Annotated in this window: 20 protein-coding genes; 7 read left to right on the top strand and 13 right to left on the bottom strand. The window is 61.6% G+C overall.

What is annotated here, in order from left to right; translation table 11 throughout:
- Positions 1-159 precede the first annotated feature (159 nt).
- The 3 genes from AC1L34_RS16050 (at position 160) to AC1L34_RS16040 (ending at position 3,373) form a co-directional block, all read left to right on the top strand.
- Positions 160-642 (top strand): flavin reductase family protein, encoded by a 483-nt coding sequence (locus tag AC1L34_RS16050; protein ID WP_480034931.1) that lies wholly within the window; start codon positions 160-162, stop codon positions 640-642.
- A 200-nt stretch (positions 643-842) separates the two neighbouring features.
- The gene (locus AC1L34_RS16045; RefSeq protein WP_480034930.1) at positions 843-2,372 is read left to right on the top strand and encodes an AMP-binding protein; all 1,530 of its coding nucleotides are present in this window, start codon (positions 843-845) and stop codon (positions 2,370-2,372) included.
- Between the two features lie 53 nt (positions 2,373-2,425).
- On the top strand, positions 2,426-3,373 hold the full coding sequence (locus AC1L34_RS16040) for an SMP-30/gluconolactonase/LRE family protein (protein ID WP_480034929.1): 948 nt from the start codon (positions 2,426-2,428) through the stop codon (positions 3,371-3,373).
- A gap of 101 nt (positions 3,374-3,474) precedes the next feature.
- Here AC1L34_RS16040 and clpB read toward each other — a convergent pair whose 3' ends face one another.
- From clpB to AC1L34_RS16005, 7 genes are all read right to left on the bottom strand, one after another.
- Entirely contained in the window at positions 3,475-6,030 is a 2,556-nt protein-coding gene (gene clpB / locus AC1L34_RS16035) for an ATP-dependent chaperone ClpB (RefSeq protein WP_480035339.1), read from the bottom strand.
- A 248-nt stretch (positions 6,031-6,278) separates the two neighbouring features.
- Positions 6,279-6,833, bottom strand: a complete 555-nt coding sequence (locus AC1L34_RS16030; RefSeq protein ID WP_480034928.1) for a hypothetical protein — start codon at positions 6,831-6,833, stop codon at positions 6,279-6,281.
- Positions 6,830-7,582 carry a hypothetical protein gene (locus tag AC1L34_RS16025; protein ID WP_480034927.1) on the bottom strand — a complete coding sequence of 251 codons (753 nt, stop codon included), beginning with the start codon at positions 7,580-7,582 and terminating at the stop codon, positions 6,830-6,832. The genes AC1L34_RS16030 and AC1L34_RS16025 overlap by 4 nt, the downstream gene beginning before the upstream one ends.
- Complete coding sequence (locus AC1L34_RS16020) at positions 7,573-8,133, bottom strand: hypothetical protein (protein WP_480034926.1); 561 nt, start codon at positions 8,131-8,133, stop codon at positions 7,573-7,575. The genes AC1L34_RS16025 and AC1L34_RS16020 overlap by 10 nt, the downstream gene beginning before the upstream one ends.
- 891 nt (positions 8,134-9,024) lie before the next feature.
- Positions 9,025-10,338 (bottom strand): ISL3 family transposase, encoded by a 1,314-nt coding sequence (locus AC1L34_RS16015; RefSeq protein WP_480034709.1) that lies wholly within the window; start codon positions 10,336-10,338, stop codon positions 9,025-9,027.
- Between the two features lie 373 nt (positions 10,339-10,711).
- Positions 10,712-11,782: a hypothetical protein gene (locus AC1L34_RS16010; protein WP_480034925.1), complete on the bottom strand. Its 1,071-nt coding sequence runs from the start codon at positions 11,780-11,782 to the stop codon at positions 10,712-10,714.
- Positions 11,783-11,795: 13 nt separating this feature from the next.
- Positions 11,796-12,080 (bottom strand): hypothetical protein, encoded by a 285-nt coding sequence (locus tag AC1L34_RS16005; protein WP_480034924.1) that lies wholly within the window; start codon positions 12,078-12,080, stop codon positions 11,796-11,798.
- A gap of 116 nt (positions 12,081-12,196) precedes the next feature.
- Between AC1L34_RS16005 and AC1L34_RS16000 the strand changes: the two genes are divergently transcribed.
- On the top strand, positions 12,197-12,403 hold the full coding sequence (locus AC1L34_RS16000; RefSeq protein ID WP_480034923.1) for a hypothetical protein: 207 nt from the start codon (positions 12,197-12,199) through the stop codon (positions 12,401-12,403).
- A 236-nt stretch (positions 12,404-12,639) separates the two neighbouring features.
- Here the strand turns inward: AC1L34_RS16000 and AC1L34_RS15995 are convergent, their stop codons facing one another.
- From AC1L34_RS15995 to AC1L34_RS15975, 5 genes are all read right to left on the bottom strand, one after another.
- The gene (locus AC1L34_RS15995) at positions 12,640-12,990 is read right to left on the bottom strand and encodes a hypothetical protein (RefSeq protein WP_480034922.1); all 351 of its coding nucleotides are present in this window, start codon (positions 12,988-12,990) and stop codon (positions 12,640-12,642) included.
- Between the two features lie 17 nt (positions 12,991-13,007).
- Positions 13,008-13,667, bottom strand: a complete 660-nt coding sequence (locus AC1L34_RS15990; RefSeq protein WP_480034921.1) for a hypothetical protein — start codon at positions 13,665-13,667, stop codon at positions 13,008-13,010.
- Positions 13,668-14,738: 1,071 nt separating this feature from the next.
- Positions 14,739-15,035, bottom strand: coding sequence for a hypothetical protein (locus AC1L34_RS15985; protein ID WP_480034920.1), 297 nt, complete (start codon positions 15,033-15,035; stop codon positions 14,739-14,741).
- A gap of 63 nt (positions 15,036-15,098) precedes the next feature.
- The gene (locus AC1L34_RS15980) at positions 15,099-15,731 is read right to left on the bottom strand and encodes an MspA family porin (RefSeq protein ID WP_424293135.1); all 633 of its coding nucleotides are present in this window, start codon (positions 15,729-15,731) and stop codon (positions 15,099-15,101) included.
- Positions 15,732-17,050: 1,319 nt separating this feature from the next.
- A complete protein-coding gene (locus AC1L34_RS15975; RefSeq protein ID WP_480034919.1) occupies positions 17,051-18,451 on the bottom strand; it encodes an SIR2 family protein in 1,401 nt (466 codons plus the stop codon).
- 357 nt (positions 18,452-18,808) lie between these two features.
- Between AC1L34_RS15975 and AC1L34_RS15970 the strand changes: the two genes are divergently transcribed.
- Complete coding sequence (locus AC1L34_RS15970) at positions 18,809-20,869, top strand: SIR2 family protein (RefSeq protein ID WP_480034918.1); 2,061 nt, start codon at positions 18,809-18,811, stop codon at positions 20,867-20,869.
- A 491-nt stretch (positions 20,870-21,360) separates the two neighbouring features.
- Here AC1L34_RS15970 and AC1L34_RS15965 read toward each other — a convergent pair whose 3' ends face one another.
- A complete protein-coding gene (locus tag AC1L34_RS15965) occupies positions 21,361-22,773 on the bottom strand; it encodes an aminotransferase-like domain-containing protein (protein ID WP_480034917.1) in 1,413 nt (470 codons plus the stop codon).
- Between the two features lie 36 nt (positions 22,774-22,809).
- Here AC1L34_RS15965 and AC1L34_RS15960 point away from each other — a divergent pair, with 36 nt between their 5' ends.
- Together AC1L34_RS15960 and AC1L34_RS15955 are read left to right on the top strand one after the other, a co-directional pair.
- Positions 22,810-24,087 carry a pyridoxal phosphate-dependent aminotransferase gene (locus AC1L34_RS15960; RefSeq protein WP_480034916.1) on the top strand — a complete coding sequence of 426 codons (1,278 nt, stop codon included), beginning with the start codon at positions 22,810-22,812 and terminating at the stop codon, positions 24,085-24,087.
- A 495-nt stretch (positions 24,088-24,582) separates the two neighbouring features.
- Entirely contained in the window at positions 24,583-25,482 is a 900-nt protein-coding gene (locus AC1L34_RS15955; protein WP_480034915.1) for a hypothetical protein, read from the top strand.
- Positions 25,483-25,783 lie beyond the last annotated feature (301 nt).

The raw sequence follows: 25,783 nt of genomic DNA, 5'->3' as shown, positions 1-25,783 counted from the left end.
GGCCCGAGCCCCCGCCTAGGTCCACCATCTACTCCCGAATCCCGATGGCGATGCCTCATGTCGACGATGTCGACGCCTGCAAACAACCTCTCGAGCAAGAGTCGACCCTCACCGTCGGAACTGGACGGTCGTCGACGGCCCGAGACTTCAAGGGGAGAAATGAAAACCTGCCAACCCGACATTCGCGATGCGTTCAAAGAGGTCATGGCTAACGTCGCCAGTCCGGTCTCCATCGTTACGACCTTCGATGGCGAGACTCCTTTCGGAACCACGGTAAGCGCATTTTCATCGTTGTCGATGAACCCGCCGATGGTTCTTGTCTGCCTCGACCGTCGATCGGACACCCTGGCCTCAGTCCAAGCATCTGGGCGATTCGGACTCAACATCCTGGGTTCAAACCAAACGGACACCGCGATGACGTTCGCAAAGAAGGGCACCGATAAGTTCCACGGCACACATTGGGATGTCCACGACGGCTTGCCGCGGGTCGCCGAAGCGCCCGGTTGGGTGGCATGCACCGTTACTGACTTCATCGAAGGCGGCGATCACCTCATCGCCGTGGGTGCGGTAGAGACCGCTGAACTCACCGATGGCCGCCCACTCGTCTATCACCGGCGGCTCTTTGGAACGCACGCACCATAAGGCTCATAAACCTGCTCGCACCACTGAACCACGAGGCGCAAGTCGGTGCAGGCAGATCTCCAAGAACTCAACTTTCCATACAATTTATGGACAACGTGCCGACAAACTGCTGAATTGCGCGGCAATATGCTACATAGTTCACTCAGATCACAGTCATTGTATGCAATCGACCGTGCTCCCAATAACAACGAGGAGACTCAATGCACTACACGGACGTCCTGCGACGCAACGCATCACGATTCCCCAACCGTCTCGCGCTCGCGATGTGCGACACCGAAGACCGCCGGACATTCAGCGAGCTATACCTCAGATCCACACGACTCGCGAACGCTCTCAGAGGCATCGCCGCCCCAGGATCTCGCGTCGCGATCCTGTCGGAGAACAATCTGGAGTACATCGAGGCGTACTACGGTGTCCCCGCCGCCGGGATGACGCTGGTTCCGCTGAACTTTCGACTGCACCCGCTCGAATGGGTCTGGACGCTCAATAACTCTGGCGCCCGGGTGATCCTGGTGACTCCCGACTACCTCGAAGCAATCGCCGACTATCGGAACGACCTGACATCGGTCGAGTCCATCGTGGTCATCGGCGGCAATGCCCCCGAGTTCTACAGCTACGAGGATCTACTCGGTGCCGCATCCGAAACTGCTCCCGACATCACCTTCAGCGACGATGACGACGCCTGGATCCTCTACACCAGCGGCACTACTGGAAAGCCCAAGGGTGCGCGCCTAAGTCACCGAAATCTCAACACCGCGCTTATACAGTCGGTCATTGAGTACGCTCCCGGCCCCGACACCGTGATGCTCAATGCGATGCCCCTGTGCCACATCGCTGGCTATCTGGCTCCACTGCATCAGTACCGTGGCGGTTCGGTCTTGATGATGTCCGGTTGGGACCCCGAACGTTGGATGCAAATCGTCGCCGAGAGCGGCGTCACCAGTGGTGGCTTTGCTCCCACGATGATGCAGATGCTGCTGGCTCATCCGAAGATCAACAGTTACGACCTCAGCAGCCTGGAGTGGATGGGCTACGGCGCGTCAAAGATCCCCGCTGAAGTTCTACGCCAGACGATCGAAAAGTTCGGGCCGATTGTGTACGCAGGCATGGGCATGACCGAAGTCGGCGGCAACATGATCACGCTCGACAAAGAAGCCCACGTTCGAGCTGCAGCCGGCGAAACCCACCTTCTCGATGCCGTCGGCAAGCCGATGTCGTTAGTCGACATCCGTGTTCTCGGAGCCGGAGGCGAGGAGTGCGCGCCGGGCGAGATCGGTGAAATGGTGGTGCGTGGCGATCAGGTGACCACCGGGTACCTCGACAATCCTGACGCCAATAAATCGGCCTTCATCGACGGGTGGTTCCGGACCGGCGACCTCGCTCGTGCCGACGAGGAAGGGTTCCTCTACATCGTCGACCGGGCGAAGGACATGATCATCACGGGCGGCGAGAATGTCTACTCCGTCGAGGTGGAGAACGCTATCCACACGAACCCAAATGTGCTGGCGACCGCAGTCATCGGACTCCCCGACGAGCGCTGGGGTGAGGTCGTCACCGCCATCGTCGTCCCTAAGGCCAACGCGGCCGTCAGCGAGGATGACGTCATCGCGAGCTGTACCTCCCAGTTGGCTCGATTCAAGCAACCGCGCCGCGTCATTTTCGCTGACGAATTGCCTCAAACCGTCAGCGGCAAGGTCCGCAAGAACGTGCTTCGCGAGCAGTACAGCTAGGCGCCCTCCCACCCACGCCCCATTCACCCCAGCCCAACTCGAAAGCGAATCCCATGAGCAATTTGCCCTTCGAAATTGTCACCACCGGCCTGCTATTTCCGGAAGGCCCGGTCGTCCTCCCCAACGGCGACGTCCTCACCGTCGAGATCCACCGCGGAACCCTGACCCGGGTGTCGCCCGACGGCACTCGTACCATCGTCGCTGAACTCGGCGGCGGGCCAAACGGTGCCGCGATTGGCCCGGACGGTCGCGTCTACATCGCCAACAGTGGCGGCCAGAATCGGATTATGGTCGGGGACCTGGCCTTCTCCGGCGGCACCCCCGACGACTACGTCACTGGTAGCCTCCAGGCTGTTGACCTGACCACCGGCGAAGTCGAAACGCTGTACACCGAGTGTGATGGCCTTTCCCTCCGCGGCCCTAACGACATTGTCTTCGACGCCCATGGCGGCTGCTACATCACCGACTACGGGAAAAGCGACGGGATCGTCGCCGATCGCGGTCGAATCTTCTACTGCCAGCCAGACGGCTCAGGCATCTCGCTGGTTGCCTCGGACATGAACAATCCAAACGGGATTGGCCTCTCCCCCGACGGTACCCGGTTGTACGTGAGCGAAACGTTGTCAGCTCGCGTCTGGTGGTGGGAGGTGACCGCTCCGGGGCAGGTAGTCGGCGGTCGCAGCATCGCCGGATCGGGCGGTGCGAACTTTCTCTGGGCCTCGCGCGAACACCGGTGCCTGGATTCGCTCGGCGTCGAAGCGAACGGCAACATTTGCGTGGCATCGCTCGCCGATCCCGGCATCATGGTCATCAGTCCAGAGGGTGAGACGGTGGAGTTCGTCGCCATCGACACCGACGGCGACCCCGGCATCACGAACATCTGCTGGGGTGGCGACGACATGAAGACCGCCTACGTGACCGCCTCCAGCACCGGCAAACTCCTGAAGTTCGCCTGGCCACGCCCCGGCGCGGTACTGAACTACCAGGGTTTGGCTAAGTAGCCTCGTCCCCGGTCTAACTGTTCGGAACTGGTGCACGTCCGTACTCAGCAAAGCGGTCCCGCTCCCCACCGGGGAACGGGACCGCTTTGTATTTCTCCCAATTATCCGACGACGAGGCCTTCGCCGTCGTCGGTCACGTCGACCTTGACGGTGTCGCCGTCGCGGACGGTGCCTGCGAGCAGGGCCTTGGCGAGCTGGTCGCCGATGGCTTGCTGCACGAGGCGGCGGAGAGGACGGGCGCCGTAGAGCGGATCAAATCCGCGTTCGCCCAGCCATTGCTTCGCCTGCGGCGTGACGTCGAGTTCAAGGCGACGCTGCTGCAGTCGCTTGGCGAGTCCGTCGAGTTGAATGTCGACGATCCGCACCAACTGGTCCGGCGACAGGGCGTCGAAGATGACGACGTCGTCGAGTCGGTTGATGAACTCCGGCTTGAACGCCGAGCGCACTGCCGCCATCACCTGGTCCTTGTCACCCCCGGCACCCAGGTTGGACGTCAGGATGAGGATGGTGTTGCGGAAGTCCACCGTGCGTCCTTGACCGTCGGTCAGGCGACCTTCGTCGAGGACCTGCAGCAGCACGTCGAAGACGTCCGGGTGAGCCTTCTCGACCTCGTCGAACAGGACCACCGAGTACGGGCGACGACGCACGGCTTCGGTCAGCTGACCGCCGGCCTCGTACCCGACGTAGCCGGGAGGAGCACCGACGAGCCTTGCGACGCTGTGCTTTTCGCCGTACTCGCTCATGTCGATACGAACGATGGCGCGTTCGTCGTCGAACATGAACTCGGCCAATGCTTTCGCGAGTTCGGTTTTACCGGTACCGGTCGGTCCCAGGAACAGGAACGAGCCGAGGGGTCGGTTCGGGTCGGCGACGCCAGCACGGGCGCGGCGGACCGCGTCCGAGACGGCCTTGACCGCGTCGAGCTGACCGATGACGCGCTTGCCGAGCTCATCTTCCATGCGCAGCAGTTTGGCCGTCTCGCCTTCGAGCATCTTGCCCGCGGGCACACCCGTCCATGCCGAAACCACTTCGGCCACCTGGTCGGGTCCGACCTCTTCTTGCAACATGACGTCGCCGGTATCCGGGTCGCCGCCGGACTTTTCGATCGCCTCCTCGAGTTGCTTCTCGAGGCCGGGGACCTTGCCGTACCGGAGTTCGGCGGCCTTGCCGAGATCGCCGTCGCGTTCGGCACGATCGGCCTCACCGCGCAGGCGTTCCAGCTCTTCCTTGACGTCGCGGACTGCGTCGATGGCGGTCTTCTCCGACTGCCAGCGCGCCGACAGTTCGCTCAGCTTTTCGCGGTGGTCGGCGAGCTCGCTGCGGAGTGCTTCGAGTCGTTGCTTCGACGCGGCGTCGGTCTCCTTTTCGAGGGCGACTTCTTCCACTTCGAGGCGTCGGACGATGCGCTCCACCTCGTCAATTTCGACGGGGCGCGAGTCGATTTCCATGCGTAGGCGCGACGCGGCTTCGTCGACGAGGTCGATGGCCTTGTCGGGCAGGAACCGCGAGGTGATGTACCGGTCGGACAGGGTTGCCGCCGACACCAGCGCGGAGTCGGTGATGCGCACGCCGTGGTGCACTTCGTACCGTTCCTTCAGTCCGCGCAGGATGCCGATGGTGTCTTCCACCGACGGCTCCCCGACGTACACCTGCTGGAAGCGGCGTTCCAGTGCGGCGTCCTTCTCGATGTACTTGCGGTATTCCTCGAGGGTGGTCGCACCGACCAGCCGCAGTTCGCCGCGGGCCAGCAACGGCTTGATCATGTTGCCTGCGTCCATCGCGGAGTCGCCGGTGGCACCGGCGCCGACGATGGTGTGCAGTTCGTCGATGAACGTGATGATCTGTCCGTCGGCGGCCTTGATTTCGTCGAGGACAGCCTTCAGTCGCTCTTCAAACTCACCGCGGTACTTGGCACCGGCCACCATGGAACCCAGGTCGAGGGAGATGACGGTCTTGCCGCGCAACGACTCTGGGACGTCACCGGCAACAACACGTTGCGCCAAGCCTTCGACGATCGCCGTCTTACCGACGCCGGGTTCACCGATGAGGACCGGGTTGTTTTTGGTGCGACGGCTCAGCACCTGCACCACGCGACGAATTTCGGAGTCGCGGCCGATCACAGGGTCGAGCTCGCCGTTGCGGGCCCGCTTGGTGAGGTCGGTCGAGTACTTCTCGAGCGACTGGTACGTCGACTCCGGGTCTTCGCTGGTGACACGTGCGGTGCCGCGGACGGCGACGAATGCGTCACGCAAAGCCTCCGGCGTTGCACCGGAACCGGCCAGCAGTCGTGCTGCATCGGAATCGCCGGTCGCCAGTCCGACCATGAGGTGTTCGGTGGAGACGTATTCGTCGGTGAGTTCGGTCGCGAGCTTCTGCGCCGCGGTGATGGCGGCGATCGACTCGCGACTCAGCTGAGGCTGAGCGCTTGCGCTGGAGACAGTCGGCGCACGGTCGACCAATCCTTTTGCCTCGTTACGGATCCGGACCGGATCGACGCCGACAGCCTTCAGCAGCGGTGCTGCAATACCGTCGGTCTGCTCAAGGAGCGCCACGAGAATATGGGTGGGCCGCACATCGGGGTTGCCCGCTGCAGCCGCGTCTTGGACAGCCGCTTGCAGCGCTGCCTGCGTCTTGGTGGTGGGGGTGAAACTATCCACTGACATTCGCCCTTCTGTTGGTTACGCGTTCGGAGCTACTCCGAACCTAAGTCTACGAGGCTCATGTTGGCCTCACGCATAGTTCAACCCCGTAAGAGTTGAGCGTATTCCGCTTAAGTTTGGGGATTGAGTGATGTGCGACACGGCGTAGTAGGTAACGCACGAAATCGCGGCGCAAACCCCCACCAACGACAACTGCCCACCCCAAACACATCGAGGCGAGCCGTCACACTGGCGTCCTTGTCACATCACCCCAGGTCGGGCCACTCCACCCCAAAGTGCGATAGCCACGGCTCAAACGGCGTTCCAATCACACCCAACTCATCGCTCACAGGACTGGGATCTGCCTCCAGGTCAAGCAGAACCTGCGGATCAACATCGTAGAGATCAGCCGCAGCCGCAGCAGGCCCCGCACCGACGATTGCCCGCGCCGCAGTCGCCGGTTCCGGATCCTCATCGGGGTCATGCACATACGCCCGGTACAAGCACTCACTCCCGGCAGGATCCAAACGCCACACCTGAAAAAGGACCCCGTACTCATCGCCGTCCTCACAGACCACCGCACGCCCAACCGGAGATCCGACGAAGAAATCCGCCTCACGACGATCAGCAACCATCCCCTGCACATTGATCGAAACCCGAACACCGCCCGCGGCGTCGACGACCTCATACTCCAGGTCCTCGACTGGCGACTGGCCCGCGCCCCAACTCGCAATCAACGCCGACTTCACTCGCGAAACCAACGCTTCAGCCGCGCCAGCCTCTGTCAGATCAGCAACAACAACCAATCCATACGTACTCACCACTGCACCTCCGGTTCCGGAAAAATAGGATCAGGAATATCTTCCTCAGCAAGCCCAAACGCCCGCAACGAATCAAACCTCGTCTGCGCCAACAACTCCTGCACCGCAGGACGATCCCCAGCCTCCAACCGCACAAACAAGTCCTGCCACATCGCCCGATTCCGGGCCTCACCCCGATCAGGACTCCGATCCCCCAAAATCCCAAACGACGAAAAATTATCATCGTCCAAAACCCGACGCACATCAGAAACCAAATCCGGCAACGGCCTCGAACTACACAACACACGCAACGAAATAAGACGACGCAACGTCATCCCACTATAAATACGATCCTCATTACCCCGATCACAATTGCGAACGTAGTAATCTTCTTCGACTTCCAGGGCTTTACTGACATCAAATACCGGATCAAGCTTCAACCGGGTAGCCGCTTGAGCAAATGCCGCGACGACCGCGGGGTCGCTAACATCACTAAATCGTCGATCCGGGAAATCCGGGTCACGAAACTGCCCTCCGGTAACTCCGCCTTGGCCAGATTCGCTCCATGGAAGATGAGCCGATAAGAGCCCCTGATAAGCGACCAACCGGCCGTTTGATGTCGGTTCTTGGTAGACAAATTGCAATAGCCATTGAGGCCTGCTTCGCACCAGCGCCGTAAGTCGCCCTTTTCCTGCGACGTGCCAATCATCTCCAAGAATGTCAGCCGATTCAGCAATCACCGATCGCCACTGCTTTACGCTTATTGCCACAGAATTTTCTCCTCTTCGTAAACCTGAGTAGGCCGAGGCAGACTCGGCCGTAACTCCCGAACCACGTCACCCAACTGCTCGAACGGAATATCAAAGATCTCCTGCAAACTCCGCGCCCACGCCTTCGAGATACCCGCTTTGCCGGTCTTCAAATCTACAATGAATACTAACGTCTCCACCCCATCGATCACTTGCGTGACGATCACATCAGGGCGGACTGTGTTAGGCGCTCCGCGTAGCGCCCATTCAATCTTGCCATCCTTGCCAATCTCGAGAGACTTCCCCTTCAGAATTGATTGCTCGGGATAAATGATGAAGCCTTCACCGAGCACCTGCCCGATCTGGTCCGCCATCGCATCAACGAGATCCTCGAACGCTTTGTGGACCTTGGTGCCCCACACCTGCGCACTCAGAATATCTTCCAAGGTGGCTTCCACGGCAGCGTGCGCGTCGTCTGCTATCGGCCCCAGAATTTCAAGGATCTGTTCCCGGACTGCAGGATCGTCCGGTGCAATAGTCTGCATGATCGCGCCCAATGCACTGCTGATCATCTCGGAGATCTGATCGCTCGGACTACCAGGGCGCACACGGTCGCCCGGGACACCGGGTGAAACGTCGCCCGGCACCGGAGGCCCAGTGGTTTCAGGCACCCTCTGACCAGGCGGCGTGACCCCACCTGGCACCCCTCGATCGGGGAATTCCGGTGCCGGCCGCGCCGGAGTCAGACCCCCTTCAGACTGCTCGCCGCCGCCGGTCCCTTCCGAACCGTCAGAATCGCCCGGGAGAGCTGGCTCCGTTGGCTGATTCGTTCCCGGATCCGGGATTTGCGGCGGCATGGGAGTACTGGGCCCTGGTTCCGGATCCCCGGGTTGTGTGGGCCCGTCCGGTCCTGGATCGGGATCCCCAGGTTGTGCAGGCCAGTCTGGTCCTGGATCGGGATCTCCGGGTTGTGCAGGCCCGTCCGGTCCTGGATCGGGATCCGCGGGTTGCGTCGGTGAATCCGGTCCTGGTTCAGGATCACCCGGCTGACTCGGCCCATCCGGCCCATTTTCTCCCTCGCCCGGCTGAACCGGCGCATTCGGATCTGGGCTGTCCTTACCCGGCGGACCGCCTTCGTTTGGCCCGGGCCAAATCCTACGGCCGTCGCGTTCACGACGTTCCTGTTCGAGTCGATCCAACAGGTCGTTGTGCTTATTTAAGTCATCTTCAAATTGTCCCCTTACCGGATCCGGAAGCTCCTTAACCCATTCGCGCGCAACTTCGGCGTTCTTGAGAATTTCGTCGAGTTCTGCATCGGTGAGAGACCCAGGATCTGGGTTCTTTCTCAACTCCTCCAGTAACTTCGCTAACGCAATTCCGCCGTCGTACCCAGGATCACCTTTTCGCGGCGTAAAGAATCGAGGTAGCTGCCGGATCGCGTCAGGTACCTGGCTCTTCGGATTTCAGAGTGCGTTGATCCGTTCTTCGAACTGACCTGAATGTAGAAGTGACCGCAAGATGTAGTGCTCGAGGTTGCGGAATCCTTGGGCGATGCCGCGGAGGTGTTCAAGGCGGCCATTGACGGCTTCGACGGGTCCGTTGGAGACGCCGGTGTCGAAGTAGGCCAGGATTTCGGCTCGGCGGGCCCAGAGACTACGACCCAACTGCGCCAGTTCAGCCAACGCGGAGGGCACGCCCTGGTGGATTCGTTTGAGCGTTTTGTACATAAGCTTCTTTCCCTCACGACGCTCGCGATGCTCGTAGGCCGCTATCAATTGTTGATAGACCTGATGGGTCACCTCGACCGCTACGTGGTCATCATGGCTGGTCAACGACTCAAAGAGGCGAATCTTCTGCTTGTCAGTGAGCAGGGTGGTTCGGGTGTGCAGGATCCGCCGGATCCGATAGAGCGGATCGCTTTTGCGTCCGCGGTGACCGCAGGTCAGTTGCTGGATCCGTTGCCGGCACAAGTCCAGTTTCGCTCCGGCTAGGTGCACCACATGAAACGGATCCATCACCACCCGAGCCTTCGGGAGCTGTTCGGACGTGGCGGTTTTGTAGCCGGTGAACCCATCCATCGCAACAATCTGGATGCGGTCCTGGAAGGCCTGATCACGGGCGGCGATCCAGGCCTTGACCGACTTCTTCTCCCGGCCAGCGATCATGTCCAGCAGGCGTGCCGGGCCTGTTCCGTCGATCACCGGTGTCAGATCTATCAACACCGTCACGAAGCTTGGGTCCCCTTGTCCGCGAACGTGTTTCCACTTGTGCTCGTCGATCCCGAGGTATCGGACGTTGGCGAGGTGGGTGCTGCCGTAGGCCAGGTCTCGGCAGGCTTGCAGGGCAATCCTGTTGACCACTTTCCAGGCGAGGGAGAGATTCTTGGCGACCGCGGCAACGCTCATCTTGTCGGTCGCGATGCGTTGCAGGATCCACCGTGTGGTCCTGGCGGTGACCACTGCCCGCGGGGCGGCGATGTGCTCGATGTTGGCCCGAAAGATTGTTCGCCGGCACTCGCTGGTGCTGCACAGGTAGCGCGGCACGGCGATGTGCAGTCGCACTGGGTACCCGGCGGTGGGAATGTCGGTGAGGACTCGGTCGGCGTGATCGCGTAGTTGACCTGCAATGTTGCAATCGGGACAGTGCGGATCGGGGTCGAGAACTCGAGCAAAGATGTGGGTGTCGTTGTGGCGGTCGACGGCGGCGTCGGTGATCGTGAGGCCGAGTTCGACGGTTCGGCAGATCGTGTCGGCAACATCGCAAGTATGCTCGCTCATTGGGTCCTGATTGGTGTGTGTGGCTGTTGAGGAACTTCCATTTCACACCACAGGGCCCGCCTACATCTTGTGGTCAGCCCGCCACGTCACAAAGCGCCCCTACGCACTCTTAGATTCGAAGAGCCAGGTACCTTTTTGACCACTCCCGGGAGCTCCCGGATCACCCGAGGAAGCGACGGAACTACGAACGCAGGCGATACGACGACGCCGTCGCCGGTTGCACCGGGCGAGGTAGGCGCAGAAGGATCAGTTCCGCCAATCGGGGGCGTTTCAACAGGAGGTGGTTCAACGGGAGGTGTTTCTACCGGTGGCGGCTCGACCGGCTGGTTCTCAACCGGGGGCAGTTGGGGCAACTCGTTGGGAGGGTCCAGCGTCAGTCCCCCCGACGGGAGCCCTTCATTGACTTCTGGAGGTCGGGACGACCAAGGTCATATTTCGGGTCCCAGTCGGGATGATCGGGCCCCCATGGAATGTCGTTGCCAGGCGATGGCAACATTGCCGGGTCAGCAAGGATCGGAAACAACGCGTTATCCGCGGGTTCGACATGCTGGATAAGGTCACCATTCTCGGCAACCTCGTACCACGTCTTCTGTTGACGCCCAGCGGCGTCGAAGGCCCACGGCTTGGCTACCTGACGAACTGGATTGCCACCCTTGTCATAGACGGTTGCTGACCCATCAGGATTAGCGGTCGTGCGGCCGCCGTCGGGAACATTCATCGCAAACCGATACGTCTTCGGCGAGGACTCGTCATGGATGAGCACCATTCGTGAGGGCCCCACCGTCGCCCGAGTCGATCCACCTCGAGAAAGTACCGATCGTGCCCGAGGACTTGCAGCACCCACCGCAGCCGCAGCGGCCAACAACCAGAACGCCAATGGAATGACGCCACCGTCATCACCATCTGGTCGATCATCTTGCACAGTTTCCGCGGGCGCCCGCTTGCCAACTTCTTGTGTTGCCGGCGATACTGCACGTCCCGGCGTTTCTACTGACCGAGGCTGCCCCTGCTCGGCACCGCGCTCGAGGGTGGCCGGAGCCGGAGTCCTCCCCGGCCCCGTGCTCGCTGGCGGCCGGTTACCCCGTTCCGGGGTCGGGCCACCCACGATCGGGGTCCCGTTCCCTTCACCAGGCCCAGGACCAGCATCACCACCAATCACCGGACCACCCTGCGACGGGGCACCCGGAGCACCCGCCTCCGGTGGGGCCTGCATCGTCGGCGGCGGGGTATACGTCGGCACGCTAATACACGGCCAACCCGGCCCATACTGAGCCCGCATCTGATCACACAAAGCATCAGCCCCAGCCACACCAGCACTGCCGCTGGTACCGGTCAGCCCAGCTACGGCGATGCCGGCCGAGACCGCCAGGGTCCCCAGCCCAGCGATCACCGCCGCACCACGACGGCGACGTTGTTCCCCCACAAACATTGCTTTCCCCCTCATCGCGCCGGCGCCCCTATTCGGTGTTCTTGTTGCCGCGGACCGCGCCGACAATGCTGTCGACGCCGGACCAGAACCAACGCCCGGCGATCGACATCACCAAAAAGACCAGTACTTGACCGTGTTCGGCAGCCCACGGACCCAGATTCGTCAGATTCATCGCCGCCAACACCAACAACGCGCACGCAGCGATGAACAACACGACAGTCCATACCGGCACCGCCCCAGACCTCTCCCCAGCGGCCTGACCATCAACACTCTCTTGTGAGTGTCGAGCACCCACATCAGTTCCCGTACTCACAGAATTCCCCCCTGAAGACGTCATAGAATTTGAACAAAAGACCTGGTCGATCAACCCTGGCAGGTTAGAGGTGATGTGGCTTGCCGTAGAGGCTGAAGGCGTTGTCGCCAAAAGACTTGACACCCGGATCTTCCAACGCCCCGATCCGGCGGATCGGAGAACTTGCCGACAACCGCAACCACTACCGGATCGAACTCTTCGCCGGTGATGGTTACTTGAAGCAACGTGGCGGCTTCGATCAACCGTGGACAGTTCTCATCGACCACATCCGTTGGACCGACGCGGACAAGCGAAGTTCGAGCAGATCTACCCCGCAGCAGTGAACGACGCACGAGAGCCCACGGCTACCGATTCCATGTACTCGGCGATCAGATCCTGAGCAACCGAACGAGATCCTCGTCGATCGGCCGAGCCGCGTCTACGTCGTGAGAGAGCGCTGAGTACCCGCGCACGTGGGTCACTGCCGCAGAGACACCCACGAATTACAGATCAACGGGCCCTGATATCCAAAGAATGATTGAATCCAAATTTCAGTAACTCAAATTCAGAGATTCGATTCTTAGTCAGGAATCAGACGAGCCCTCTCAACTCCACGATCGGTTAGTTTAAACCATATTTCGAAACCACTATCTGGCCAAGTTCCATTCTCGCGAAGATACTGACGGATCTTGTCTTTTACAACCTCCTTCGTCATAGTTTCTGACCACGGCTTAAACCCCCCTACCAAAGTGCCGGGAATCATCATTTCATCGTCAATTAGAGAGTCAAAGACAGGACCCATCACACTTTCGGGATCAAATTCAGAGGTTCCCAAGACCGTTCTGGCAGATGAATAGAATTCCAGTATCGCTATATAGTCATCCACGCCAAGGGAAATTCCATCTTCCAATATTCTTTCATAAATTCCCATAGTCTCCCCTAATACTGTCAGCCAATATGTATTTTAAATCGCTTTCCATTTCTCGGGATAATGTCTATCGTGCGACCACCCGACTCGGAACTTTCTCGTAGTCCGATCCTAGTTCCATCAGGCATCTCCCGGACTGCACCTCCATACCCTGGCATTTCAACTTCTGCTCCTCCCTTAGAGATATTCTCAAACAACTCCTCCAGTGTGGCATCGTCGGGAACAATCTTTACGCCCTTGTTATTCCCCCTCGGAAGGTCTTTGATCGCCTCCTTGGCACGATCCAGATCCGGGGTCTCTGGAGCGTTCTCACTGAAGAACCTATCTAGAACAGAACCTAGTTGATCAGCCACCCATTTAGCGCCGATGACGGTACTGAGGATCCCGTCCATAATCTCGTCACGATTGGCCATCATATAGCCGATGGTCACCCCGGATGCCAAAAGGAACGCAAGGTACGCAAGCGTCTCTGCCGTGACGACGGCAGCAATTCCAGCAGGTATTAGAAATGCAAACGCTGGATCTGCTTCTAGTTCTCCTGGTGAAAGTGGAGCGTTCGGAATAGCACCAATCTCAGGGTTCTGCGCATTTGGGTAAAAAGGAAGCGCCTTGATCAACGGCGGCAATTGTCCTTCACCTTCTGGGAAACCCTCTGATCCAGGGCCATACGTGTTCGGCATAGGGATTATCGTGGGGGCGTCGTTCGGCCGCTGAGAACCCGAACCCGGGCCGTAGCCTCCGTCCGTGTCCGGCGATCCGGGAGCTTCCGGACGATTCGGTTGCGGTTCCGGCTGCGGTTCCGGTTCCGGCTGCGGTTGCGGTTGCGGTTCCGGCTGCGGTTCCGGTTCCGGTTCCGGCTGCGGTTCCGGTTCCGGCTGCGGTTCCGGTTCCGGCTGCGGTTCCGGTTCCGGCTGCGGTTCGAAATCACGATCCTCTCGACGGTCCTCTTCGCCATCGGATCTGGGACCCTCCACACCTGGAACAACCCCTCCGTCGCCAGGCTTCCAATGGTCTTCGGCCCCGGGCAATTCGGAATTGCTCCCACTTGGCCCCGCCTGTGGGACTGCGGCGGCCACTGCGATCGAGCCCATCTTGGTCTGGGGTCGGGAATAGCCAGATGACGACACTCGACGTCGCCCGACCGCGAATGCCGCAGCGCCAGCCACGATCCAGAATGCGAAACCGGTATCGGATGACGAGTCTTCCTCTAGCGATCGCTCCACACTTGACGACGGATGTGAATTCTCAGGCCGACTCGATGGTTGTAGCGACGGCGTAGGCGGTGCCACGCTGCTGATTGCCGGGCGACTTCCCCCGGGAGCAGCGTTCTGTTCCGAAAGCCCCGGCGAACTCGGTTCGGTGCCAGCGTTGGGCGTCGACTCCGGGGTCGGGCCACCCACGATCGGGGTCCCGTTCCCTTCACCAGGCCCCGGACCAGCATCACCACCAATCACCGGCCCACCCTGCGATGGGGCACCCGGAGCACCCGCCTCCGGTGGGGCCTGCATCGTCGGCGGCGGGGTATACGTCGGCACGCTAATACACGGCCAACCCGGCCCATACTGCGCACGCATCTGATCACACAAAGCATCAGCCCCAGCAACACCAGCACCACTACCGGCACCGGTCAGCCCAGCTACGGCAATCCCGGCCGAAACTGCCAGGGTCCCCAGCCCAGCAATCACCGCCGCACCCCGACGGCGACGTTGTTCCCCCACAAACATTGCTTTCCCCCTCATCGCGCTGGCGCCCTATTCGGTGTTCTTGTTGCCGCGGACCGCACCGACAATGCTGTCGACGCCGGACCAGAACCAACGCCCGGCGATCGACATCACCAAAAAGAACCCCAAAAACACCAACACTTGACCGTGTTCGGCAGCCCACGGACCCAGATTCGTCAGATTCATCGCCGCCAACACCAACAACGCGCAGGCAGCGATGAACGACACGACAGTCCACACCGGCACCGCCCCAGACCCCTCCCCAGCGGCCTGACCATCCACACTCTCCCCCGAGTGTCGAGCACCCACATCAGTTCCCGTACTCACAGATTCCCCCTTGAAGACGTCATGGAATTTGAACAAAAGAACTGGTCGATCAACCCCGGCAGGTTAGAGGTGATGTGGCTTGCCGTAGAGGCTGAAGGTGTTGTCGTTGACCGCCGTGCTCATCGCCACCCGCACATACGCGCGGACCGCCGGCTTAGCCAGACCCACACAACCGGAGATCTCCACCCGCACACCCTCCATCCGGGCACCAGCCTTCGGACCTCGCAACTGCTTGGTCGCAAACTTCACATCCGTCGACGTCCCATTCCGCAACGTCGTGGAGATACTTGGCATGACCTGCGCGCCAATAACCATTGCCGGCGGGTACGAGATCGACATCTGAGCTGTCGGCCCACCCGTGACCCCGACCTGAACGCCATCCATCTGCCACTGGCACGCGACCTGGAAACCGGTGGTCAACACAGCAGCATCGACCGGTGAGGATCCGCGACCGGTGATCTCGGCGGTCCCGCGCAAATCCAAGAACGCTTCGTAGGAACCATGGCCACTACTTAGTGCCGGCACCGAATGCACCCGCTCACCAAACTTGCCCAAGTGCACCTTCCAACCATCGTCAGAAGTCCGCACAATCGACCGATCAGCAAACGAACCACCCGGTGCCGCCCCCGCCACACCACCACCGAGCAGCAACGCCACCACCGCAGCCAACACCGAAACAACACGCACAACGCGCATAAACAAAATCTCCCTCGGACAACGAGAAAGAGAACCCCAGACACCCCGAACCCCGTACCAAACAACCTCGTCAGCTACGAAGCAACGCCCCTGAACTTCCCCCTGCGACTATCGCTATACCCAGACATGCAACCACACAATGATCCGCCAGCAAACTATAAGCAAACTTAGGGTAGGTCACGAACTCGGCATGACCAGTGACAGAAGTGCCGAACTACGCTCTCCATCAACGTAATTGGCCTGATTCGCCATTTCACTCCCGCTCAAAACTCACGCATGGCAACCAACTAGCAATTCTGACGATGTGCACCAGTCCACGAACCCTTGGGGTAGTCAACACTGGAACCGTCGCCGCATGCAGCCTTCCGCGTGCACCAACGACGTCGCCCGCCCCTAGACGTCGACCCCCGTTGCTCTGCCCAGCACCGTCAGGCAGTGTCCCAGCGAACTCTCCCGGGTCCTCGCCCGCCAATCAGGGTCTGGCACCCGCGCGGAGGCCAATCCGTCGACTACTGCTGCGCACCTAGCCGGCGACCACAAACATGCAGCTCAGCAACGCCTTGCACGCGAGTCCAGACTTTCCACCAAACCCAGTCCAGAAATTCACCGTTTGCCCAGGTCGCCAGTCCAGACTTCGAGCGCCTGCGGCATAGGTGGCTGCGGACGCTCGAAGTCTGGACTGGCAGCCTGGGTAAACGGCGTAAAAATTCCATCACCAGAACTCCACGTCGGCTGCCACGCCACTGAACCCCGAAGAGCCTCGCTTCGGATGGCAGTTAACCGCGACATCACTCCATGACATCAATGTGCGATGACAGGCCGCCCACCAGGGCGATCCGGCACTCGCCGATGCACGAACATAAGCTGCGGCCGCCGATCATCGCGGGTCAGGCCACTCCCGAGCAGCTATTAGCGCTTCCATCCGTCACAACGACTGACGCCTATCAGGTTGTGTGGATCGGTGATCACAGTCCGCACACCAGGCTTGTTGGCACCGAGGTCAGGCACGCCGCACGCCAACCTTCCCGGGGTTGACCCGGACTGAAACGGCTGGGCAAACGTGGCCTCGGCGTCGCGCAGTCTGAAACTGGCGCTACCCTTGGGCGCTACCGCCGACCTCGGTTCGAGGGTTTCGGACCGTAACACTCTTGGAGACAGCCCTGCCAGAGTTTGCGCGGCTCCCGGTTGTAACAAAGCGGCCGGTGACGGCACTACGGCGCACGGCACCGCTCACTCGATAGGTACCGTTGCCAAGGTCTTGATAACCGCTGCGCTGTTTCTCCATCGACCCATCCTTCCTCTGGCACCTACGATACCGCTCACCACTGGTCTTCGAAGCCTATGAAACCGATACGCTCGCCCCATGCGTTTCCTATGTCTTGGAGCTGCTCGCCCCAGATAGCCGCAGTCGGTGCGAACTCCGCGGCTGGCTTCGGTAGCCCGATCGTGAGCACCGCAGAGGTAACCGCAGGCAGATATGGGTGTGGTACTGCGATTGGGAGTGCCATCACCGATTCCCATCGGTGAGTGCCTGCCCGAACCAGGTCCTGGTGCAGCAGTTCTTCTCCGGCGAGAGCACGCCCAGCAATCCATCGGCCGTCATGCCCTGTCTCGACTGCACGGAGCGCTTCGAGGTTGCGGTAGACGCGATCGTGCGCTGCCCACCGCGCCAGGTGGCTGTCCCCGTCCGCAATCCAGAGCGTTAGGTTCAAGTTGTCGACGTCCAGCTCAGCTTTCATGACTTCCGCGTCTTCCCCTAAGCGGTCGACGTAGGTTGCCTGCAAGTCTTCGAACTGGGACGCGTGCTGTCCCCAGATCTCTCGCGCTCGTTGCTGCGGAGCGAGGTAGTTGACGTCGTGAATGTGGCGGAGCTCGCGGATAATCTGAGCTGCGTCTGCATGGTCTTCTAGCAGCACCGGCTCTATCCCGACCGCTCGCCACTGGTCCGCTAGCGACGATTTGGTGGCTTCAAACTGCGACTTGGTCATGGCGAAGCCTTGGCGAGCGAGTAAAACAATTGCGGCTCGATTCTCAGGCTTGTCACGAAGCGCCGCGTGCAGCCAATGGCGAAGATCGGGGTCCCGGTACGAGGTGCCTGCGATGACGAGTGCACCACGTGTGACCGACTCTCTGATGTACTGCGCCTGCCATGCCGAACTGTCGGCGATCACGTCGTAGAATTCAGTGAGAGTGAGTATCACCTGCTCGGCACGAGATCGCTGAATCACGCCATGCAGATGATGCACGGTGTGCGGAACCCCGCGTTCAAGCCGACCCGTCGTCGCCGAATCCACCTTCCCTCCCGTCTCCTGTTCGATCGCTTTTTCAAGCAACGTGTCGAAGTTGAGCGTGACGAGATCTGTAGCGGGAGCCTCCGTGTCGAGTAGGTTGCCCACGGCGGCCAGGTGTAGTGGTGATGGTTCTTCAGAAACAACGCCCTCGTAAAGCGCAGCGCGAAGGTTTTGGTCCCAACGCGCCGGATCTGCAGCCCGAGCAGCCTCCACGACCAGCATCGGGTCCTGTCTCTCCAGGAGAAGCCGGGCGATGGACTCGTCCATTACTGCCCCGCTCTTAAGCAGAAGCCGAATCGCGAAAGTGTCCCAGTCAGGGAGTCCGGAGGTAGTCGAGGCGCCTGCGCCGAGCAGTACGGTCACGTGCTCTTGCGAACCGGAGTTGTTGAACTGCTTCATCGTTTCGATCGACAGGTCAGATGCGCTCACAGGTATTTGGCTCTCAGATCGCGTTCTTGTCTCTTGGCTGTACAGGTGTGCGGGTTAGGCTAGCGGGCCAGAGCGCGCCAACTACAAGACCGCCTGCCCGAAAGGAAAAGTTAAGTCCCCCGACCAGTAAAGGGCCGCACCCAGTCTCTGGCGGCGCGGCTGGAACTGTCCCCAGACTCATCTACTGTCTCCAGTCTCACTCACGTTGTCATCCGACACTGCCAATCGCCCACTTTTGTTCTCGGACGTCGGGCGACAAGCTAATTGGGCTCCATGTCACCGACCCGAGAAGTAGGCATTCACTGAGCTACGACCTGCACCATGCAGTTTTGTCCGGCGTGCTCATAGAATGCTGCCATGACCGACTCCGCAGGTTCCGGGATCGACGACCCATACCTACCGCTTGCATTCTCGATGCACTCCACCCCTGGAGCCTATGCAGTCCTCGCCGGCGCTGGAGTGTCATTCGGAGTTGTACCGACCGCGTGGGAGATCGTTGTCGAACTCGCGCAGCGAGTGTGCCGGATTCGGGGCGACGAAGCCACCGCGGCAAGCTTGACTGGCGACACCGTGGAGGACTGGTTCGCCAAGACCTTCACCAAGCCACTCACCTACGGCGGCATCCTTACCGAAGTCGCTCCAGCGCCACATGAGCGCGGAGCGGTGCTACGTGAGTTCTTCGAACCCACCGCCACCGAGGACGCGGCCGCGCTCCCCAACCCCACACCCGCCCATCGAGCTATCGCGCGACTGGTCGCTGAGGGCACCGTGCGAGTAATCGTGACAATGAACTTCGACCACCTCTTCGAGGCGGCGCTCCGCGAGGTCGGCATCGAACCGGTCGTTGTGGCCACAGACGGCGCCGCAGAAGGACTGCCTCCACTGCACACCTTGGAGTGCTGTGTGGTGCATCTACATGGCAGCTACCGTGACGCCAGCTCGATGCTGAACACGGACGATGAACTAGGCACCTACAAGCCGCACATGCACGTACTGCTGCGCGACATCGTGTCCTCTCATGGAATGCTGATCGCCGGATGGTCCGCGCAATGGGACCATGCACTGCGCGACACTCTGCGCCAACACTACCGACGCTTTTATACCTCCGCTTGGATCAACCCGAGCCCACTACGTGGCGACGCCCGCGAGGTCGCCACAGCCCTCGGCGTACAAGCTTTCGAGACGACCGCTGACGAAGCCTTCACTCGACTAGCCGACGCGGTGACGGTGATGCGCACCCGCCGAGCACGCGCGCCACTGACCGCCGCCGTGGTCGTCGACCGAATCAAGCGCGATCTTGCCGGTACACAGCCAGCCATCACCGCCCACGACACCTTCGCCGCCGAGGTCGGACGTCTGGAAGGAATCGATGCGCTTAACATCGCCAACTTCAACCTCACCGGCGAAAGCGAATACGACACACTGGTAGCCCAGATTGACGAAGGATGCACCGTACCGGTGGCCGCGACAGCGGCCCTGGCGCAGTGGGGAACGACCGACACCGATCGGTGGTGGCTGCCCCTCATCGAGCAATGGGCACACGTCACCCGGGCGAGCGGCCACACCATCGCGCTCGAATTGCCAACACTCGTCGCCACTCGTCTGGTCTACGCTGCCGGGCTCGGCGCGGTCGCCTCAAACCGTTACGACACCCTTGTGCAGATCTTCACCGTGCCAACCGTCGACGACCGACCTGACAGGGCATTGCTCGCAATCACGGACTGGGCGCGGCAGAACGGCAATGCAAGCGACAGTCTGCGCCAGCCGATGCGAGACCGCTTCGCCGGGACAGTACGTGAAGCGCTCGGTCTCAGCCAGGCACGGTGCGACGCAGTGTGGCAGGAATTCGAAGTGCTCCGTATGACCGCACAAATCTTGACAGCACCCGATTTTCACAAATACCACACTCAGGCCGAGGAATCCCTGAAGGCTGAGCATGATGCACGTCTCCGCGAGGCGGACAGCGATCTTCACCGGCAACGGATCAACGAACTCGACGATGCGCTGCGCCCTCTGGCCGCTATGGCCACCAGCTACCGTCCGCACATCGAAATGCTCGACACCATGACACGTTCGGGTGGAAGGGAACGCTGGATCAGTCCGGTCGCTCAACGCCTCATTGAGCGCACCGACCGCAGCCTCATCGGAGCCTTTGGCAACCTCGTGGAACTTGCGGGCCTCGACGAGCTAGCCTCAATCACATCGGCGGACAGCAGCGGGTCAGCAGTCAACAGATCAGCTGCCTCGGACGTATCTCAACATATCCGCAGATCGGCAGTCGCAGTCGCGCTGCGCGCAACGGTGCGGCATCTGGACCAGCTCGCCGATCAGGCGAGCCACCGCCTACTCTACGGATCACCTGGCGGCGTTATGTTCCTCCCGAACGAGATATGGCTGGACGATGAGGCCCGAACATAATCGTCTCCGCACCCAACCTCACCGGTTGGTCCAACAAGCATGCAAGTTTGGTCGGCGCCGACAACGCGGCTCCGTTGTCCCAAGTGGTGCAGGCACCCACCCTATCTGGCAGATCCCCTTCGTCAGTTCAGCTACGGGTCCCGCTACGTTGCCATCCGATACTTGCCTCCGCGCTAACGAACTTCCCGGTGAATCACGAAGGGCCGCAACGGTGCCATACCGTTGCGGCCCACCACCGTTAGTGCGATGAACTAGCAGACCTGACACCTCGTCCAGAAGACGCACGACCTCGCCGTCGAGCTCGCAAACCACCGCTCGTCGCCTCGCACATTCTCTGCGAACCGGAATACCCAGTGGGCCGCTGATGTTGACTCAGCTGGATCGGTCGCGTTCCGTGTCCCCCGGGCTCAACCCATTGCCTTCGCGGAGTTCCGTTCGGCTGGAGCCGCGTTGCGCCTTTCGCCGTGAGGCGACCGAACGCGGCCGGTCCCCTACTTCCCCCCTACCCCAAGCACCGCCCGCAACACCCCAGCGAACTCCTCCGCATCCCGACCACCAAGTCGCGAGTAGTTCAGCACCAACCCCGGCACCGGATACCGTTCCGACTGGCTACTCAGGGACCGCGTACGCCAACCGGCTTCCTCAAGAGCGGTAACCACAGTGGCGTCGTCGTATCCCGGCAGCAACACGCACAAGTGCAGGCCGGCCTCAACGCCGGTCACCGCGAGGTTGGGGCATTCGCGTTTGAGCGCGGCCACCAACCGGCTCCGACGATCGCTATAGACGCGGGCGGCGCGAGCCAAATGACGGTCCATCGCCCCCGAACCAATGAAGTGGCCCAACGCATCCGCCGGCAACGACGACGGCCCGCGACGATGCACCGCCAACCACCGCTCCACCGACCGCCGCATCGCCTTCGGCGGCACACACCACGCAACCCGGAGGTCCGGTGCCAACGACTTCGACGACGTCCCGACATACGCCACCGACTCGGCGGCACCCGGCAACGTCACCAACGCGGGCAGCGGCGCGACGCCGTAGCGGAACTCACCGTCGTAGTCGTCCTCGATCACCAACGACCCCGTACGACGCGCCCACTCCACCAGCGCAACCCGCCGATCAACGCTCATTCGATGGCCCAGCGGATACTGGTGCGCCGGGGTCGTGAACACGATCGCGGGCTGGTCACCGAGATTGGCCACATCGATACCGTCGGGATGAACATGGTGGAACCGCACCTGCAGCCCCTGCTCACGAGCCATCAGCACTGCGCCGCGATACCCCGGATCTTCGGTATGAAATACGACGTCCCCCACCTCTGCGACGAACGCCGCACACAGCGCCGCAATGGCCGAACGCGAACTGTCGAACAGCATCGGGTCGGCAGCCCCCATACCGCGGTGCCGTCGTAGGTGTCCGGACAACTCGGTACGCAACCGCGGACTGGGCTCCTCCCAAGGGTTCAGCCCGGCCAGCCCTTCCGCCGCCGCTTTCCGCACGGCACTGCGCCACGCGCGTTCGTCCACCAACGTCGCATCGGGGATGCCGGGGCGTAGGTCGCGCAACGGTCGGCCCTGCCGCGGCACAAACGCGGTCGCCGACGCCGGGTCTTGAACTTCGCGAGTCCGTGCCCCGGCTCGCGCAGCTTGGCCGGCCCCGTCGCTTATCCGTGTCGCCGAACCGTGCACGGCGACAATGAAACCCGCGGCCGCGAGCTCATCGAACGCCCGCACGACTGTCCCCCGAGACACCCCCAACTGTTCGGCAAGCGCACGACTCGACGGCAACCGGTCACCGTCGGAGAGTGCTCCGTCGGCAATTCGGTCGACGATGGCCCCCACCAGATCGGCAGCCCCCGAGACGTCCCCGAGGACGAGGGAACCCGGACCAACAGTGCGCGCCATACGACCACCCTAAGTGGTCCCCCAAAATTGTGGGAAATGGACCTTCCAGCGCCGCCACTTTCCGGGTGGAATGACGACATGAAGGTTTTCCGCCAGTCCGACCGTCTCCGCAACGTCCGCTACGACGTCCGCGGTCCCATCCTCACCGAGGCCATGCGCCTGGAAGCCGAGGGCCACGACGTACTCCGACTCAACCTGGGCAACATGCGCCCGTTTGGGCTCGACGCGCGACCGGAAATCGTCGACGCCGTTGCCGCGAGTCTCGGTTCGGCTCAGGCATACTCCGATTCCCGCGGAATCCTGCCCGCCCGCGAGGCCGTCGCCAATCACTACCAGCGGTGCAACGTACCCAACGTGTCGCCCGACGACGTGTTCCTCGGCAACGGCGTCAGCGAACTCATCACCCTGACCTTGCAAGCGCTCGTGAACCCCGGCGACGAGATCTTGGTGCCCGCCCCCGACTACCCCACGTGGACAGGTGCGGTGAACCTCACCGGCGGCGTGCCCGTGCACTATTTGGCCGACGAGGAGAACGGTTGGAATCCGTCGCTCGCCGACATCGAGTCGAAGGTGACCCCGCGGACCACAGCGTTGGTGATGATCAATCCGAACAATCCCACCGGCGCCGTCTACAGCGCGGAGACTGTTCGCGGCATGGCCGACATCGCCCGCAGACACGGCCTGGTGCTGCTCAGCGACGAGATCTACGAGGACCTCGTCTTCGGCGATGCACGCCATCACCATGCCGCGCTCGCCGCTGGCGACGATGTTCTTTGTCTGACGTTCGGCGGTCTGTCGAAATCGTTCCGCGTCTGCGGCTACCGCGCCGGTTGGGTTGTCGCGACCGGTCCGGTGGAGAACGCCCGCGACCTCCTCGAGGGCATCACCCTGCTCTCCAACATGCGCGTCTGCCCCAATGTGGTTGGCCAGCACGCGATTCCAGTGGCTCTGAACGCCGGAACCGCCAATTCGACGATGCCTGCGGGGATCATCGATCCGGGCGGCCGCCTGGAGCAGCAGCTTGCCCTAACGTCCGACGCCCTCAACGCCATCCCCGGGGTGAGCTGCGTTCCGCCGCGCGGCGCCCTCTACTGCTTCCCGAAGGTCGACAGGGAACTGTTCGGCATCGACAGCGACGAAGAATTTGTCCTCGACCTCCTCCGCTCCGAACACATCCTGGTAACCCACGGCACCGGATTCAACTGGCCCGAGCCCGACCACTTCCGCATCGTCTGCCTACCCGAAGGCGCGGTGCTGGAGCGAGCAGTGTCGTCGATCGCCGGATACCTGGAACGTCGCAGCCAGCGAGGCTGACGTTCGCGTAGTTCGTTGGTCTTCGCTCCGTCCCAGACGGAGCGGAAGCCGAGGAAGTACGCGAACGCGTCGGTAGATCCACCTCGACATCCCTCCACTGCCGTCGAGCGGAAGGGAGAGGCAAATCTCAAACCGCAGGTGATTCCCAGGCCCCGGGTGAGAAAGAACTCGAGAACCGTGTCTCCCAGCGGTGCCGCCGCGCTGACGACATTGATCGCCTCATCGAGTCCCCGGCTCGCGCGCAACCCAGCAAAGGCGACGCGTCGGCCAGTGCGTCGGCTTAATGCAGGAATCCAACGCGACGAAGACTGTGGTTAACGACATCGAGGAGTTCGTCGACACGCTGGGGAAGCTAACCGAACTCACCCGTTAAGGCGTTGCCGCGGTCCGTTCGGGGATGCGATAAACCACCGCCGTGATGCCGGAACTCCTGCGATCCCCGCGTCCGTGGTGTGTGATGAGTTCACCCGCCGAGCACGTCTGAAAGGACTACCAATGTCCAGATCACAGCGTCTCCAGAACTTCCGTGAGCGGCGTGGCGTGCGTTCCGCCCAACGCCTCGCATTCCTGGCCTTGCTAACAGTCGGCATACTCTCCCTCACTGGACTCCCGGCCGCGCATGCGGCACCGTCATCGACCACCGGTTTCGCGCTCCCATTCTCCGGTGCCCCGGCTTTCGAATACGTCGCGCCGACCAAGCTGACCAGGCCCGGGCAGCTCAATCAGCCGCTCGGCCAGAAGGCCGCGGACGCAATCGCCGCCAGGATCGGCCTGCACCGCAACGATGCACTGTCGGAGAAACAGTCCCGCGACCTGGTGAGCGGTCGCGGGGTTGGCGGCAACCGTCAGGCCGCCAAGACCATCGACGCCTCCATCCTCATCCTCACCAACACCGTCGGACGCCCCATGCTGTCCAAGATCGACGGCCAGATCACGAAGTCAGTGCTCGGCAGCTACGGCGTCTACGTGAACACGCGGGGACAGTTGCAGAGCCCCGCCAACGCCGACGCGCCAACTCGCCAGGTCAATACGCTGATCGCACCCGGCGGGTATGTGGGCCAGTGGTTGCGTGCCAATGGCGCCACGCACACCCTGGCCGCGCTTTACCGATCGGCGTACACGGTAGAAGTGCCGTTTGGCTTTGTCGCGCAGCAGATCTCGGGCACAGCACAGTTGGTGACCAACACCAAGGGCGGCGTCAAGTCGACGGTCGGCATGTCGATGGCTCCCCCGCTGTGGATCGTGAACTTTGCGCTCATCTACATCGTCAGTCCCCGGCTCGCTGCGGCGATGCCTGCCTACTGGACGCCGATCCCGCCGGTCGTCGCGCGGGCTATCGAAGCCAGCCCCACGGGCCAGGTACCCTACGCCCGCTACCAGAAGTACTTCCGTTGACGGGACAATCGCTCAATACTGCGAGTGATCGGGCGGATCGAGGTTGACCATCATCTGCCGGTAAGTGGCAAGATCTGCGGGCCGTGGGTCGCGCAGTTCTACCGAACTACGGAACGACGAGTAGGTGTCCGGGTCGAGGCGCACCGCGATTTTCGGTGTTGGTGCCGAGATTGCCGTCAGCGTCGGTCTGCCGCCGCTCCGACCCCCTACGCCCCAGTGCTCGGGAATGCCTGGCTCCCGGACCGGCAAACCTGATCGATGCGGCGGAACGGCTGGTCGGAGCCTACCCGGTCGCTGTTAG

It is taken from the genome of Gordonia sp. 34D (assembly GCF_056682775.1).
Note: the sequence above shows the minus strand (reverse complement) of the source record. Positions and strands in the feature narration are given on the sequence as shown.